This is a genomic window from Streptomyces sp. UF-297, from assembly GCF_058245575.1.
In genome coordinates, this window is record NZ_JBSIBZ010000019.1 from 83506 (window position 1) to 99236 (window position 15731).

General features: G+C 73.9%; 11 protein-coding genes. 9 read left to right on the top strand and 2 right to left on the bottom strand.

The annotated features are described in order from the left end of the window. Window positions 1-52: 52 nt before the first annotated feature. Both AC4IJH_RS14070 and pssA read left to right on the top strand, forming a co-directional pair. On the top strand, window positions 53-700 hold the full coding sequence (locus AC4IJH_RS14070; RefSeq protein ID WP_490851997.1) for a phosphatidylserine decarboxylase: 648 nt from the start codon (window positions 53-55) through the stop codon (window positions 698-700). Then, window positions 687-1559, top strand: coding sequence for a CDP-diacylglycerol--serine O-phosphatidyltransferase (gene pssA / locus AC4IJH_RS14075; RefSeq protein ID WP_490851998.1), 873 nt, complete (start codon window positions 687-689; stop codon window positions 1557-1559). The genes AC4IJH_RS14070 and pssA overlap by 14 nt, the downstream gene beginning before the upstream one ends. Before the next feature lie 163 nt (window positions 1560-1722). On the opposite strand, the gene AC4IJH_RS14080 is transcribed toward pssA, so the two are convergent. Continuing rightward, window positions 1723-2847 (bottom strand): glycerate kinase, encoded by a 1125-nt coding sequence (locus tag AC4IJH_RS14080; protein WP_490852029.1) that lies wholly within the window; start codon window positions 2845-2847, stop codon window positions 1723-1725. Between the two features lie 218 nt (window positions 2848-3065). On the opposite strand from AC4IJH_RS14080, the gene AC4IJH_RS14085 reads away from it, so the two are divergent. The 5 genes from AC4IJH_RS14085 (at window position 3066) to AC4IJH_RS14105 (ending at window position 11957) form a co-directional block, all read left to right on the top strand. Further along, complete coding sequence (locus tag AC4IJH_RS14085; RefSeq protein WP_490851999.1) at window positions 3066-4781, top strand: BCCT family transporter; 1716 nt, start codon at window positions 3066-3068, stop codon at window positions 4779-4781. A gap of 170 nt (window positions 4782-4951) precedes the next feature. Beyond that, entirely contained in the window at window positions 4952-5323 is a 372-nt protein-coding gene (locus tag AC4IJH_RS14090; protein WP_490852000.1) for a CU044_2847 family protein, read from the top strand. Between the two features lie 3 nt (window positions 5324-5326). Then, window positions 5327-7594 carry a VMAP-C domain-containing protein gene (locus tag AC4IJH_RS14095; RefSeq protein WP_490852001.1) on the top strand — a complete coding sequence of 756 codons (2268 nt, stop codon included), beginning with the start codon at window positions 5327-5329 and terminating at the stop codon, window positions 7592-7594. After that, a complete protein-coding gene (locus tag AC4IJH_RS14100) occupies window positions 7591-8604 on the top strand; it encodes an AAA family ATPase (protein ID WP_490852002.1) in 1014 nt (337 codons plus the stop codon). Before AC4IJH_RS14095 ends, AC4IJH_RS14100 begins: the two co-directional genes overlap by 4 nt. A 2-nt stretch (window positions 8605-8606) precedes the next feature. Next, entirely contained in the window at window positions 8607-11957 is a 3351-nt protein-coding gene (locus AC4IJH_RS14105; protein WP_490852003.1) for an SAV_2336 N-terminal domain-related protein, read from the top strand. Window positions 11958-12026: 69 nt separating this feature from the next. Here AC4IJH_RS14105 and AC4IJH_RS14110 read toward each other — a convergent pair whose 3' ends face one another. Then, a complete protein-coding gene (locus tag AC4IJH_RS14110; protein WP_490852004.1) occupies window positions 12027-13520 on the bottom strand; it encodes a caspase family protein in 1494 nt (497 codons plus the stop codon). A gap of 418 nt (window positions 13521-13938) precedes the next feature. On the opposite strand from AC4IJH_RS14110, the gene AC4IJH_RS14115 reads away from it, so the two are divergent. Together AC4IJH_RS14115 and AC4IJH_RS14120 are read left to right on the top strand one after the other, a co-directional pair. Then, a complete protein-coding gene (locus AC4IJH_RS14115) occupies window positions 13939-15048 on the top strand; it encodes an ADP-ribosylglycohydrolase family protein (protein ID WP_490852005.1) in 1110 nt (369 codons plus the stop codon). 173 nt (window positions 15049-15221) lie between these two features. After that, on the top strand, window positions 15222-15725 hold the full coding sequence (locus AC4IJH_RS14120; RefSeq protein WP_490852030.1) for an NUDIX domain-containing protein: 504 nt from the start codon (window positions 15222-15224) through the stop codon (window positions 15723-15725). The last annotated feature ends 6 nt before the right edge of the window (window positions 15726-15731 follow it).

Genomic DNA, 15731 nt, shown 5'->3' on the forward strand with positions numbered 1-15731 from the left:
AAGCCGCCGTCCCCCATTGCATATGCGGCATCCTCCGCTACGAAGGTCATCCATGCCCCACAGCCAATCCTCTGCACAACGCGGTCGCGTCCGCCTCGCGCGCGGAGCGTCGCCGTGGCTCCTCCCGACCGTGGCAACGGCAGCGGTCAGCCTGGCCCGTTCCCGTCGTTCGGGACGCTGGGCCGCCGTCGCCGTGCCCACCACCGCACTCGCGGCGGGCATGCTGTGGTTCTTCCGCGACCCCGAGCGAGAGATCGCTCAGGGCCGCGTCATCTCTCCGGCCGACGGCGTGGTGCAGAGCATCATGCCGTGGAAGGACGGGCGCACCCGCGTCGCGATCTTCATGAGCCCGCTGAACGTCCACGTCAACCGCGCGCCGCTGGCCGGCACGGTGACGTCCGTGGAGCACATCCCCGGCGGATTCGTTCCCGCGTTCAACAAGGAGAGCGAGAACAACGAGCGGGTCGTCTGGCACTTCGACACCGAGCTCGGCGACATCGAGATGGTCCAGATCGCCGGCGCGGTCGCGCGGCGCATCGTTCCGTACATCCCCGAGGGCACCAAGGTCGAGCAGGGTGAGCGCATCGGCCTGATCCGCTTCGGTTCGCGGGTCGACGTCTACCTCCCGGAAGGCGTGGACGTCGCCGTCGAGGTCGGCCAGGCCACCACCGCGGGGGTGACTCGCCTTGACCGTGATTGATCCCGACACCCAGGCGGGGTGGGTCCCCGAGGCCGAGGAGGACGAGGCCGATGACATGCCGCTGTCCACGCGGCTGTCAATAGCGGACACCCTCACCCTGGGCAACGCGATCTGCGGCTTCATGGCGGTGTACTTCACCACCACCGGCGTCCTGATCCCGCACCTGACGGGCAACGAGGACGGCGGGATGGCGCGGCACAGCGCCGCCATGGCCGTGATCCTGATGCTCGCGGCGTCCGTCTTCGACCTCTTCGACGGGCTGGTCGCGCGCAAGCTGCGCAGTTCGGCGATGGGGGCCGAGCTGGACAACCTCTCGGACCTGATCAGCTTCGGTCTGGCCCCGGCCTACTTCGTGGTCACCTGGGGCATGGTCGCCCAGGACGCGCACCAGCGGGTCTCGGTGGTCGCGGCGGTGGTGGTGCTGCTGGCGGTGGTGCTGCGCCTGGCCCGCTTCTCCTGCGTCACCCTGCGTGACGGCATCTTCCAGGGCATGCCGAGCCCCTTCGGCGCGCTGACGGTGGTCGCCATCGTCCTGCTGGAGCTCCCCTTCCTGCCGACCCTCTTCGCGATCATCGGGGTGGCCTGGCTGATGGTGAGCCGGGTCGAGTACCCCAAGCCGCGCGGTGTGCTGGCGGTGGCGATGCTCACCTGGATCGTGCTGGCCATGGGCCTGCTGGCGGCCTGGGCGCTGGACGCCCCCGGCGGCCAGCTCCTGCTCCAGACCGGCTGTGCGCTCCAGGTCGTCCTCGGCGCGATGATCCCCGTCTTCGCGACGGCCCGCCGCGTCAACACCTTCCGCGGCAACCGCCGCGAGGTCCGCGACGAGCGCCGCGCCGCGCGGGCGGCGCAGCTGCCGTAACCGCCGGCGCCTGAGCCCGGCCGACGCAGGAGGGCCCCGTGTGAACCGCTTCCGGTTCACACGGGGCCCTCGCCGTTGCGCCCGCGGCCGCTGCGCGGGGCTGTTTGGTGCTGTGCCGGCCCGTCCCCTCCCGTGGGTGGGGAGGCAGAGGGCGTGGGCGGGCTCAGGTCAGGAAGTCCTGGGCGAGGTGTGCGGCAGCGCGTTCGAGGAGGGGGCCCGCCTCGGCGATGCAGCGGGACGGGTCCGGCTCCAGGGCCGTGAGGGGGTAGGCGCGGCGGATGCCGGCGTGGCCGAGGGCCTCCGGGGGGAGGGTGAGGCGGCCGCAGACCGCGACGACGTCGAGGCCGCGGGCGCGGGCCGCCGCGGCGACGCCGGCCGGCGCCTTGCCGTGCAGGGTCTGCTCGTCCAGGGAGCCCTCGCCGGTGATGACGAAGGTGGCACGGGCCAGGGCGGGAGCGAAGCCCAGGACGTCGAGCATGACGTCGATGCCGGGGCGGAAGGCGGCGCCCAGGCCCACCAGGGCGCCGTAGCCGATGCCGCCCGCCGCGCCCGCTCCCGGCGCCGTCACGCACTGTGCGGCCCGCGGGCCCACCGCACCCTCCAGGACCTTGGCGTAGTGCGCCAGCGCCGCGTCCAGCGCCGCGACGTCCTGCGCGGTGGCGCCCTTCTGGGGCCCGTACACCGCGGGGGCGCCCTTGGGCCCGGTCAGCGGGTTGTCGACGTCGCTGGCCAGGGTGATGTCCGTACGGGCCAGGCGGGGGTCCAGGCCCGAGAGGTCCGCGGTGGCCAGGTCGCGCAGCGGGCCGCCGCCGGGGGCCGGCGGCTGCCCCGCCGCGTCCAGGAAGCGGGCGCCCAGCGCCGCGAGCATGCCCGCGCCGCCGTCGGTGGTGGCGCTGCCGCCGACGCCGAGGACGAGGGAAGTGGCGCCGGCGTCCAGCGCGGCCAGCAGCAGTTCGCCGGTGCCGTACGTGGTGGCCGTGAGCGGCGCGAAGACGCCGTCGGGCAGGTGCTGCAGGCCGGAGGCCTCGGCCATCTCCACCACGGCCGTACCGTCCGGGCGCAGCGCGAACGTGGCCGTCACCGGCTCGCCGACCGGTCCGGTCACCCGTACCTCGTGCCGGGCGAAACCGGCCGCCAGCGCCGCCGAGACCGTGCCGTCGCCGCCGTCGGCGACCGGGACCGACTCCACCGCCAGGCCGGGGACCACCCGCCGCAGCCCGGCCGTGACGTGCTCGGCGACCTCGACGGCCGTCAGCGAGCCCTTGAACTTGTCGGCGGCGATCAGCACCCGCACGCCGTCCTGCGGCCCCTCGGCCGCCCGTGTCCCTTGCGTCCTTGCTGCGTCCGCCATCGTCAATTCCCCTTGCTTTCGAACTGGCAGTCGCGCCGGTGCGACCCTATCCGCCAAAGGCCGGTGGCGAATAGAGAACGCTGTGCGGCGCGGGGTGTTGCCATACGGCGCGCCAATCGGGCATAGCCCCTTATCAGCGGCCATAGTGGGGCGCCATGAGCGTGCATTCGACCGAAGAAACGAGCCCGAATCCCGTACCGGGGACCCCGGGGGAAACCGCCCACGATCCGCCGCCGGACCGCGTCGTCGTCGGTATCGGCGTGGCCGCGGTACTCGCGGTGGTCGCCTGGGCCGCGCTCGGCAAGAAGAATTTCGAGTCCGTCTCCGGCACCGCGCTGAGCTGGGTGCTGAACAATTTCGGCTGGCTGTTCGTGGTGGCCGCCGATGTCTTTCTCGTCCTGTGCGTGGTCATCGCCTTCAGCCGTTTCGGCCGCATCCGGCTCGGAAAGGACGACGCGGAGCCGGAGTTCGGCAATCTCGCCTGGATCGCGATGATGTTCAGCGCGGGCATGGGCATCGGATTGATGTTCTACGGGGTGGGCGAGCCGCTCCAGCACTATGTGGATCCGCCGCCGGCCAGCGGCGTCGAGGGCCAGACGGGCGCCGCGGCCCGTACCGCCCTGGAGTACTCCTTCTTCCACTGGACGCTCCAGCCCTGGGCCATCTACGGCATCGCCGGGCTCGCCCTGGCGTACGCGGGCTTCCGCAAGGGCCGCGGCAACCGGCTCTCCTCCGCCTTCGTCCCCCTGATCGGCGAGAAGCGGGCGGACGGCTGGCAGGGCAAGGGCATCGACCTGCTGGCGGTCTTCGCGACCGTCTTCGGTACGGCCACCAGCCTGGGCCTGGGCGCCCTCCAGGTCGCCAAGGGACTGAACCTGACGACGGGCGTGGAGGAGAGCACCACTGTCGAACTGGTCATCATCGCCGCGCTGTCCGCGGCGTTCGTGGCCTCGGCCTTCTCCGGCCTGCACAAGGGCGTCAAGTGGCTGTCCACCCTGAACATCGCGCTGGCCGCGCTGCTGATGCTGTTCGTCTTCGTGCTCGGGCCCACCGTCTACATCCTGGACAGCATCCCGGCCACCGTCGGCGGCTATCTGCACGACCTGCTGCCGATGGCCTCGCGCACCGGCGCCTTCACCGACCAGTCCTGGCTGGGCGCGTGGACCATCTTCTACTGGGCGTGGTGGCTGTCCTGGGCGCCGTTCGTGGGCACCTTCATCGCGCGGATCTCGCGCGGCCGCACCATCCGTGAGTTCCTCATCGGCGTCCTGCTGGTGCCCAGCGGCGCGACGATGGTGTGGTTCTGCGTGATGGGCGGCAGCGCGATCCGGCTGGACGCGACCGGCGTCGCGGACCTGGCGAAGAACGCCAAGGACGCGGAGGCCTCGCTGTTCGGGATGCTGGACGCGCTGCCGGTCGGCACCGTCACCTCCTGGGTGGCGATGATCCTGGTGATGACGTACTTCATCACCAGCGCCGACTCCGCCTCCCTGGTGATGGGCTCGCTGACCAGCAAGGGCGCGCTGCACCCACGGACCTGGCTGGTGGTCACCTGGGGCATCCTGATGGCCGCGGTCGCCGCCGTACTGCTGGTGGCCGGCGGGCTCAGCTCGCTGCAGACCGCCACGATCCTGGTGGCGCTGCCGTTCGCCATCGTCATGCTGGCGCTGTGCTGGGCGCTGCTGAAGGAGCTGCGCGAGGATCCGGGGGCCGGGCCCGCCCGGCACCACGCGCTGCACGGGCTGCGGGACGCGGTCAAGGCGATGGTCGGCGACGCGGTCACCGAACAGGGCCCGACCCGGCACCACCGGCTGCGCAGGGCGGCGGAGTCCAAGCGCTCCAGCGACGACTCCTCCGGACCCGAGGCCTGACCGGCGCCGCACCCGGTCTGTGACGGGCCCGTTCCTGTTTCCCCGCGTCACTGGGGGCACGGGAACGGGCCCGCTTTCGGTGTCCTGACCCGCTCCCGTACGGGTCGAACAGCCGAACCGATCCGTGAACAACCCTGTCGGCAAAGGGAGTTGATCTGCACAATGTCTCTGTGCCGCACTACGACTATGTGGAGTTCCCGCTCGACGACGCCTCCTCGATCCGGGTGGAGCTGGCGCCGGCGGGCGAAGAGAGGCAGGGCGCGGCGGACCTGCCCGGCGGTGTCGGCGGGCTGACTCCCGTGGGGCGCGGCGCCGGGGCGGCCGTGCTGGCCTCGGACGCGCTGCGGGCCGTCCTGCGCCCGCTCGGGCCACTGTTGCAGCACATCCACGACGCGGTGGCGCAGGTGCCCGAGCCGCCGCGGGAGCTGTCGGTGACCTTCGGCGTCCAGATCGGCCAGGACCTCAAGCTCGGCATCGTGGGCGCCACCGGCCAGGCCAGCATCACCGTGAGTGCGACCTGGCAGCCCGGCGAACGGGGGTGAGCGATGGGCTGGTTCACCGCGCCCGATGCGGCGCGGCCCGCCGATGCGCGCGAGGCGCTGGTGCGGGTGGTGCGCATCGGCCGTACGGGAGTGCCGCGGACGGTCGGCGCCGGGGTGTGCCTGTCCGGCCGCCGCCTGCTGACCTGCGCGCACGTGGTCAACGAGGCGCTCGGCAGACGCGCGCTGGCCGACGGCCACCCGGGCCGGGCGCGCCTGAAGGTCGCCTTCCCCGCACTGCCCGCGCGCGACCCGCTGTCCGCGACGCTGATCGCCTGGGTGCCGCCGCGCGATGCCGCGGACGACGGCCCGGTGGCGGACGGGGCGCTGGAGTGGGCGGGCGACCTGGCCGTACTGGAGCTGACGGATGCGCCGACCGAACCCGTACACCCCTTGCCCTGGCGGGATATGACGGTGGGTCAGGAGGTGCGGGCGTGGTACGGCGGCGGGCAGCCCTTCACGTACGCGGATGTACGGGTGGGGGCCTGCGACGGGCGGACGGGATATCTGGACGGGCAGCTGGCGGGGGCGGCGGTCGAGGAGGGCTACAGCGGCGGCCCGCTGTGGTCGCTGCGGGACGCGGCCGTGGTCGGGCTGGTGATGGGGCGGATCACCGCGCCGTCCGGGCCGTTCTCCGCCCAGCACACCGTGCGGCGCAGCTGGGGCATCACCCGCCAGGCCGTCCACGCCGAGCTGGAGCGCATAGGAGCCGCCGCGCTGCTGCGGCCCGACCCCGGCCCCGTACCCGCCGCGCGAGCCGCGCCCGGCGACGAATCGGTACGGGACATGCTCATCGGGCCGCTCCAGAGACTGCTGGGCGCGCCCGGGACACGGGCGTCCAGAGCCACCGAACTCGCCGCCGAACTGGGCCTGGGGACCCCGGGGGACGGCTCGGCGCCCACGGTGGAGGAGCTCGCCGACGAGCTGTGCGCACGCGAGCGGGCGCTGCCCACGCTCACCGAGTCGCTGGCGCCCGCGCTGCTCGCCGACCGCACCGCCCGCGCCGAGCTGGACCGGCTGCTGGCGCTCGGGCGGCTCATCGAGAGCGCCGGGCTGCTGTCGGCGGGCGAACACCGCAAGCTGACGGGCAAACTGCGGCACATCGCCAAGCTCGACCCCGCGCTGCTGCCCCGGGCCGCCGCGGCCGCGCTGCCCTTCGTGGCGCTGCCCCGCCCGCTGCACGCCGCGCGCATTCCCGAGGCGGCCGTGCCCGCCGCCGTACGGTCCCTGGAGGCCTGGACGGGGGACAGCACGGCGGTGCCCGGGGAGTCCCCGCGGCTGCCGGCGCTGCTGCGGGTGGTGGAGTACGTGGCGGCCGAGTTCGGCGGGCTGACCTGCCAGGTGCTCCAGGAGTGGAACACCCGGGTCGCCGGGCGGCTGGGCGTACACCCCTCCGCACTGGAGGAGCGGCGCGCGGACGCGGAGCGCTGGGCGGCCAGGTCGGCCGCGCCCGGCGCCCGCATCCTGGTCGAGCTGACCCGGCACACCGGCGATCCGGCGGACCACTACCGCTGCGCGGTGTGGCGGGTGCGCGAGGACGGCACGGCCGCGCGGACCGGCGCCACCGGCGATCTGCCGCGCACCGGGCGGGAGATCGCCCGGCTGGTGCGCGAGATCGCGGGCGGTACGGACACCCCGGGGCACAGCGTGCCGATGGTCGCGGTGTCCGTGGACCGCGCGGGCCTCCAGCTGCCCGTGGACGAGTGGGACGGCGCGGGCCCCGAGGAGTTCTACCCCGCGCCGTTGGGCGAGGACTTCCAACTGGTGCTGCGCTGCCCGGAGATGCGCCGCCGCTCGCGTACGGGCACCGGCGACCTGGTGCGCCGCTGGGACGCGCGCGGGCAGGGCGACCCGCTGGTCGCGGACGAGCGGATCACCGGCGAGCAGGAGCTGCTGGGGATGCTCAAGACCACGCACCGCGACGCCTGCCGGGTCGTGGTGCACGGCCCGCCCAAGCTGCGGGCGCAGCTGCTGAACGTGTGCCTGTTTCTGGGGGTGCCGGTGGTGCTGTGGGACCGGGAGGCGGTGGACCACCGGCACGCAATCCGGCTGGACGCGGCGCAGCCGGCCGGGCCGCTGGAGGAACTCCCGGAGAAAGTACGGCACTTCAGGGTACTGGCGTACCGCGATCCGGCGCAGCCCGCGCGCCCCGCGCTGGTGTGGGAGGACGCGGGGCTGCCGGTGCCCGAGGAGCTGCGGCTGGCCGACCCCTTGGACGGACCCGGCACGGGCGCCGGGTACACCGACCCTCCGGAAGGATCGCAGAGCCGATGACGGACACCCCGGACCGCCCGGCCACCCCGCCGACGGCGCACCTGCCAGACCGTGCCCCTACCTCGGAGGGTGAGGACTGGCGGCTGTTCAGGGGCACGGGCGGGGCCCGCGAGGTCACCTTCCCCGAGGCCCCGCCCTGGCGGCAGTTCTCCCCCGCGCCCACGGGCCGCGCCCGCTACCGCCCGTACCTGATCGGCGAGGCCGAGGCCGATGTGGTCAGCGCCGCCCTGCATCTGCGCCGGCCGCTTCTGGTGACCGGCCACCCCGGCACCGGCAAGTCCTCGCTGGCGCACGCGATCGCGCACGAGCTGTCCCTGGGCCCCGTCCTGCACTGGGCGGTCAACAGCCGCTCGGTGCTCAAGGAGGCGCTGTACGACTACGACGCGATCGGGCGGCTGCGCGAGACCCATCTGCGCAAGGAGCGCGGCGGCCCCGAGCCCGACATCGGCACGTACGTCAAGCTCGGGCCGCTGGGGACGGCGCTGGTGCCGCGCGACAAGCCGCGGGTGCTGCTGGTGGACGAGCTGGACAAGGGCGATGTGGACCTGCCCAACGACCTGCTGACCGTCTTCGAGGACGGCGAGTTCGAGATTCCCGAGCTGTCGCGGCTGCCGGAGGACCAGAGCGAGGTCGACGTGCTCACCCACGACACCCGTGGCGGGCGGGTGCGGGTGGCGCACGGGCTGGTGCGCTGCCGGGAGTTCCCGGTGGTGGTGATCACCAGCAACGGTGAGCGGGACTTCCCTCCGGCGTTCCTGCGCCGCTGTGTGCGCCTGGCGCTGCCGGACCCGGACGAACAGCAGCTGCGCGACATCGTGGCCGCGCATCTGGGCGAGGACGCGCTCGGCGAGGTCGACGACCTCGTGCACGCCTTCATCAACCGGCGGGCGCCCGGCGAACTGGCCACCGACCAGCTGCTGAACGCCGTCTTCCTGCGCAAGGGCGGGGTGAATCTGAACGCCGAGGGGCTGCTGAAGGCGGTGCTGCACCGGCTCGGCGGGACGGTCTAGGCGTGTCCGGCGGCTCCTCGCTGGCACAGCTGGCCGCGCTCACCGGCTACGACCTGTCCATCCACGAGCTGCTGGACGCGCTGTGGCTGGCCGGGCGGCTGCCCAGGGACGGCTCGGCGCCGCTGGCCGGGGCGCTGCACGCCACGCCGGTGCCCTACGGATCCCCGCCCTCCGAGCGCCCGCCGCCCGCGCCGCGCGGCGGACCACCCGGGAGCGGGCAGCCGCCGGGCCCCGCCCCGCCGCCCCGGCACTCCCCCGCCCAGCTCATCGGCGCCCTGCACGCGGCCGCCTCCACGGCCCGCGCCCCCGACTTCACCGGGCCCGCCACGCCGCGCGGCCCCTCGCCGCCGGCCGGGGCGCTGCCGGTGCGCGTCCCCGAGGACAAGGCGCTGGGCGCCGAGGAACTGCGGATCGGCCGCGCGCTACGGCCACTGAAACAACGTCAGCCGGGGCGCCACGACCGGGAGTTCGACGAGAGCGCGACCGCCGCAGCGATGGCCGAGACCGGTCTGCCGGACGTGGTGACCCGCCCGGCCAGGGAGCGCTGGCTGGACCTCGTCCTGGTCATCGACGACGGCATCTCCATGCTGCTGTGGCGCAGGCTGGCCACCGAGCTGCGCTTCATGCTGGAGCGCCTCGGCGCCTTCCGCGCCCTCCGCGTCCACGGCCTGGACAGCCGCTCACCGGACGGGCCGCGGCTTCGGGTACGGCCCTTCGACCCCGACGCCCCGCTGCTGTCGCCCGCTTCGGCCGCCGACCCCTCGGGCCGCAGTCTGGTGCTGGTCATCAGCGACGGCGTGGGCGCGTGCTGGCGGGGCAAGGACATGCACGCCGCGCTGGAGCGCTGGGCGCGGCTGGGCCCCACCGCGGTCATCCACGCGCTGCCCGCCCACATGTGGGACGGCTCCGGGATACGCGCCCAGAAGTGGCGGGTGACCACGCGGCGGCGGGGCTCGGCCAACGACAGCTGGGAGGTGAGCGATCCACTGCTGCCGCCGGAGCTGGCCGAGGACTTCGAGGGGGTGGCCGTCCCCGTACTGGAGCCCTACCCCGCGCACATCGCCGCCTGGGCCCAGCTGGTGGCCTCGCCCGGCGCGAGTGCCGAACTGCCGCTGCTGGCACCGGTGTCGGAGCCCGGGCGGCGTCCCTCGGCGGCGGTGCGCGGCAGTGCGGCGCCGGACGCGGTGCTGCGCTTCAAGGACGCCGCCTCCCCGCAGGCGTACCGGCTGGCCGCCCATCTGGCGGCGGTATCACCGATCACGGTGCCGGTGATGCGGCTGGTGCTGGCCGCGGTGCCGTCGGCGCAGACCGGGCATCTGGCGGAGGTGTTCCTGGGCGGGCTGATGCGCCGCAGCCCGCAGGACGGCGACCGGCTGCCGCCGCAACAGCACAGCTTCGAGTTCGTCGAGGGCGCGCAGGAGATCCTGCTGGACACCGCCTCGCCCGTCGAACTGCTGCGTACCACACGGGCGGTGACCGAGCACCTGAGCGCGCTGGTGGGCCGCTCGCCGGACTTCCCCGCCTGGCTGGCGCACCCGGCGGGAACGGGCGAACTCATGCCGGGGACCCGGCCGTTCGCCTGGCTGGAGGACCGGCTGCTCACCCACCTGGGAGCCCAGCCGATGGCGCCGCCGCGGGCCCGTCCGGTGGAGGACTTCCAGGAGGTGCGGCTGCCCGAGGGGCTGGAGCGCTCCCCCTCCTGGCTCCCGCTGCGGCCCCTGGATCCGCGCAGGCTGGGCCCGTACGAGCTGCGGATGCGCGGTGAGGCGGAGGTCAGGCCGGTGGCGTACATCGGCGCCGACGCGGACGGGCGGCAGGTGCTGCTGAGGGTGCCGCACACCTTCGCCTCACCGATGGCGCGCGAACTGCTGGGCGTCGAACTGCGGGCCCTGCGCCGGATGGACGGGGTGTACGCGCCCGCCGTGCTCGACAGCGCCGTGAACCACCCCGACCCGTGGATCGCGCTGGAGCTGGACACCCTGAGCACCGGGCTGCCCGCACCGCCCCTGCGGGCCGTACTGGACGCGGCGGGCCCGCTCCACGACTCGCCGCTGTTGACCTGGCTGGGCTGGCACCTGGCGCGCGCGGTGGGCCGCTGCCACGCCAAGGGCATCGTGCACGGCGCGCTGACCCCCGGCACGGTGCTGGTCACCGAGGACACCCTGCGCATCGTCAACTGGACCTCGGCGCGCATCGACGGGACCTCCAGCGCCTCCCCGCTGGCGATGCCCACCGCCTCGCCCTACCGCGCGCCGGAGGTCACCAGCTGGGCCGAGTCGCGGATCGCCGCCGGTGATGTGTACGCGCTGGGCACGATCCTGGTGGAGGCCGCCACCGGCCGGAACTGGCGGTGGTTCCAGCGCGAACCGCTCTTCCTCCAGCACGAGTTCCAGCAGCTGAGCGACGATCTGCGGGACGTCCTGACGCGCTGCGTGGAGCAGGAGCCGGAGGCCCGGCCCACCGCTGCGGAGGTGGCCGAGGTCTTCGCCGCCTACCTGCCCGACGCGTGGGTGCACGAGGAGGAACGGGCAACTCCCCCGAAGGGAGAGCCTGTCGGTGCCGGGCCGGACCAGGACGCCGAACGCGACCGCCTGCTCGGCCAGATCCGGGCGCCGGTGCCCAGCTCGCTGCACCTGACGGTGCTGGGCGTCAAGGACCGGGTGGGCTGCACCACGACCACTACCGTGCTCGGCGCGCTGCTGGCCGAGCAGCGCCAGGAGCCCGTACTGGCCATCGACGCCGACCAGCACCCCGGCGGCCACATCCGCATCACCCGGCGGGTCTACCGCAGCACCGAGGCCCGGCTGGCCGACCTGGCCCACGCCGCCGGCGAGGTGCACACCTACGAGGCGTTCCGGCTGTTCGTCTCCGAGCACCGCTCCGGGCTGACGGTGCTGGCCAACGACTCCGTTTCGCGGCCCGCGGTCCCCGGGCAGTTCTCCGACCAGGAGTACGCGCGGGTGTCGGCGCTGGCCGACTGGTTCCACCGGGTCATCCTCACGGACACCGACCGGTTCCCGCAGGCCGTACTGGAGCGCGCCGACCGGGTCGTGATCGTCAGCCGCGCCGACCCGGCCGGGCTCACCCAGGCCCAGCAGGCCATGGACCGGCTGCTGACCCTGGGCATGCCGCACCTGGTCGCCGGGGCGGTGGTGGTCCTCAACAACAGCCGCCCGGCGGCCGGCTGGACGCTGGACCCCGCCACCGTGCGCGACCTGGGCACCCGCTGCCGCGGCGTGATCATGATCCCGCGCGACAGCCACCTGGCCACCAGCAGCGTCATCGAACTGTCCTGGCTCGCCCCGGAGACGTACAAGGCGTATCTGCGGCTGGCGGCACTGCTGCTGACCTAATCCTGCGTGCCCGGTTCGGGACGCGGGATGCCGAGTGGCTCACGGTGACGGGTACGGCGCCGGGACCAGTCAGTGATCGCGACGGCGACGGCGTACGAAGAACGTCACCGCCACCGCTGCGACGGCGACGATGACGAGCAGGCCGAGCCAGACGGGGCCGTGCTCGAAGAGGACGCCGATCAGGGCTGCGCAGCCGAACACGCACACATAGGCCGCGACGGCGGTGCGGGCGATCCGGAGAATCCGGGGCCAGGTCCCCCTTGGCGTGTCCGTGCGTGGCGGTGCCGCCCTTCGCCGTAGTGGAACGGAGAGCCGTGAACGTCCGGGGCCGTGGGGTGGCCCCGTCCCCGGGCCGGTGGTGGCCCTGGTGCGTGCTCTCCGAGCACCTTGGCCGGGATCTCGCGTGTGCCCCGGCTGCGCAGGAGCCGTGTGCCCCGGCTGCGCAGGAGCCGGCCTGATGAGCGGAGGGGACCGAAAGCCGTTGCCGGAGTCGGGCCGCGCTTCCCGCGGCCGGGACGGCTGGGGTGCGGGGCCGGCCGGCGGGGCCGGTGCTGCCACGACCGGCCCGGTGGCCGGCGCGGGTTCGACGGCCGCCTCGGGCGCGGGCTCAGGGGCCGGTGGCAGCAGGGCCTGGAGCCGGGCCGCAGCGGCGGCGGAGACGGTGCGGCTGTCGTCGTCCACCAGCCGCCGGATCTCGTCGAGGGCGCGTCGGCGCACGTGGTCGTTGCCGATCCGGTGCAGGTGGGCGAGCCCGTCGAGGGCGCCGAGCCGGTCGGTGGCGATGGGGCTGGCCAGCGCGTGACGCAGGTGGGAGGGCAGGGTCCAGTGGATGTTGCGGGCGATGATGATGCGGCCCTCGACGTTGTCCTGCTTCTTGGGCCGCTGCTGCGGCATCTCGTCGACGACCCGGTCGTGCACGTAGCTGTACAGCTCGTCGAGGGCGATGTCGCCGTCGCCGTCGAGATCGGCGCTGCCGTCCCGCAGACCTGCCACCAGGTGGCGGGTGAACACCGACCGCGCGGCCGTGCCGTGCGGCTGGTTGTCCTCGAACGAGTACTGGGTGGCGTCGGATGCCGTCAGCACGGTGCGTCCCCGGCCCTGGAAGCGCTCCAGCGTGTGCACGTCCGTGTCGGCCTTGGCGGCACGCCCGGCGGGGAAGGCGCCGCTGTAGCAGCAGTCGAGGATCAGCACCTTCTGCCGGGACACGCAGCCGGACATGGCCTGGTCGATCTGTTCCGCGGGCAGCGACGTGAACAGCAGACTGCCGCGGCGGGTGTTCGTCGTCGCCAGATAGAGCCGGCCGTCGTCGTCCTTCAGGCCATGGCCGGTGAAGTACAGCAGGGTGAGGTCGTCGCGCCTGCGGTCGCGGTACAGGTCGCCGATGGCCTCACCGACTCGGTAGTGCGCCTCGTTGATCAGCGTGGTGACCTCGAAACCCGCGATGCCGGGGTCCCTCAGGACCGCCGCGAGCGCCTCCGCATCGTGCGCCGGGGCGGTCAACGCCCGCAGCCCGTCGTCCTGGTACTCGTACGTGGCGATCAGCAGCGCCAGTCGGCGAGCCATGGCTATCCGCCGGGGTGGCGACGGACGGACGCATCGATCCGCTCCCGCCGCTCGGCGGGCTCCGGTGCCCGCCCGGGATCGACCGCGGTGGGCGGCAGCGCCTGCATCACGCCGTCCGAACCGGATCTGCCCGGTCCGTGGCCCCTGGATTCCTCAACCTGCACGAGTCCCCCGATGACGAAGCGTCCCATACCGTTGCTCACAGTGTGACGAACCGCGACCGCCGACGGCAGCCCTTCGCGCTCATTCGTCCATCAGGCACCCCGGCGCGACCCGAAGGGCGGGCACCAGGACGCCCAACCACCGGGCACGAACAGGAACACCGGGCACGAACAGGCACACCGGGCACGAAAATGCACTGCGCGGCGCCATGGGCCGCACGCTCGCCAAGGGGCGCCGCCTCCGGTAGATGTGGCGCATGACGATCCCCGCGCGCCCCGACCCCGACCGCCGCGGCAAGGCCGCGGACCGCACGGACCTGGCCGACCGCATTCACGGCGGCTGGCTCGGGCGGATCGCCGGGAACATGCTCGGCAAGCCCGTGGAGGACGGGGACCATTGGACGCGGGAGCGCATCGAGCGCTATCTGCGCGCGGCCGGTGCGCTGCCGCTGGAGGACTATCTCCCCGAGCTCGAACCGGCCGCCGATCCGGGCGAGTTCGCGCTGCGGCCGGAGTGGCCCGCGTGTGTGCGCGGGCGGATCGACGGCAGCTGCCGGGACGACGACATCGACTACGCGATCCTGGGCCTGGAGCTGCTGGAGAGCCACGGGCAGGACTTCACCACCGAGCAGGTCGGCGACCTGTGGCTGCGGCGGCTGCCGTACCTGCAGACCTACACCGCCGAGCGGGCCGCGTACCGCAATCTCACCGCCGGGCTGCGCCCGCCGCTCACGGCCACCGTCGACAACCCCCACCAGGAGTGGATCGGCGCGCTGATCAGGGCCGATGTCTATGGCTGGGTGTGCTGCGGCAACCCGCGCCGGGCCGCGGCGCTGGCCCGCCGCGACGCGGTGCTCTCCCATACGGGCAACGGGGTGTACGGCGCGATGTGGGCGGCGGCGCTGATCGCGGCGGCCTTCACCGCCGACGGCCCGCGCGCGGCACTGGAGGAGGCGCTGGCGTGCGTACCGCCGGGCAGCAGGCTGGCGCGCACGGTCCGGCACACCGTCTCGCTGCACGACGCCGGGCTGGCGTGGGCCGACACCCTGCAGGAGATGGAGCGCACCGTGGGGCGGCTGCACTGGATCCACGTCCTGCCCAACGCCGCCGTGATCACCGCCGGACTCCTGTACGGCGCAGGCGACTTCACCTCCACCATCGCGCTCACCGTACGCGGCGGCCTGGACACGGACTCCAACGGCGCGACGGCGGGTTCGGTGGCCGGTGTGCTGTGCGGCGCCGCCGCGCTCCCGCCGCAGTGGACCGCGCCACTCCACGACCGGGTGCGCAGCGCGGTCTTCGGCTTCGACGGCGCCCGGATCAGCGAACTGGCGGACCGGACCTGCCGGTTGGCGCTCGCTGGATGATCCGCGGCGGCGCGAACGCACTCGCGGAAGTCCGGTGCGTGCGCGCGCAGGGCGGAGGGTCGACCGCGTACGGGGCGTACCCGGTCGGGCCCGACAACGCCGCGAGCGCGCGTGCCAGGCGCCGCAGGCCGGACGGGACTTTGCCGACAGGCCCTAGGCTCGGGGCCGTGACCATGGACTACGCCACCTACATCGCTTCGCTGCCCCGCGTGTTCGCCGCGGCGGCCGCCGTCTTCCGCGACGAGCAGGACCGCATCCTGCTGGTCGAGCCCAACTACCGGGACACCTGGACCCTGCCCGGCGGCACCGTGGAGTCCGACCGCAACGAGAGTCCGCGCCAGGGCGCGCGCCGCGAGAGCGCCGAGGAGATCGGGCTGGACGTGGAGCTGGGCGCGCTGCTCGCGGTCGACTGGGTCACCAGCGAGCGGCGCCCGCCGCTGGTGTCCTACCTGTACGACGGCGGGGTGCTCACGGCCGGGCAGCTCGCCGCGATCCGGCTCCAGGAGTCCGAGCTGCTCTCCTGGCGGCTGGTGGAGTGGGACGAGGCGGAGCGGCTGCTGGACAAGGGGCTGGCGCGGCGCCTGCGGGCCGCCCTGGACGCGGCGGCCCGCGGCAGCGGCCCCGTCGAACTGGAGGACGGAGTGCCGCCCGCGGCGCTTGACTTCAAGTCCGCTTGACGTTGC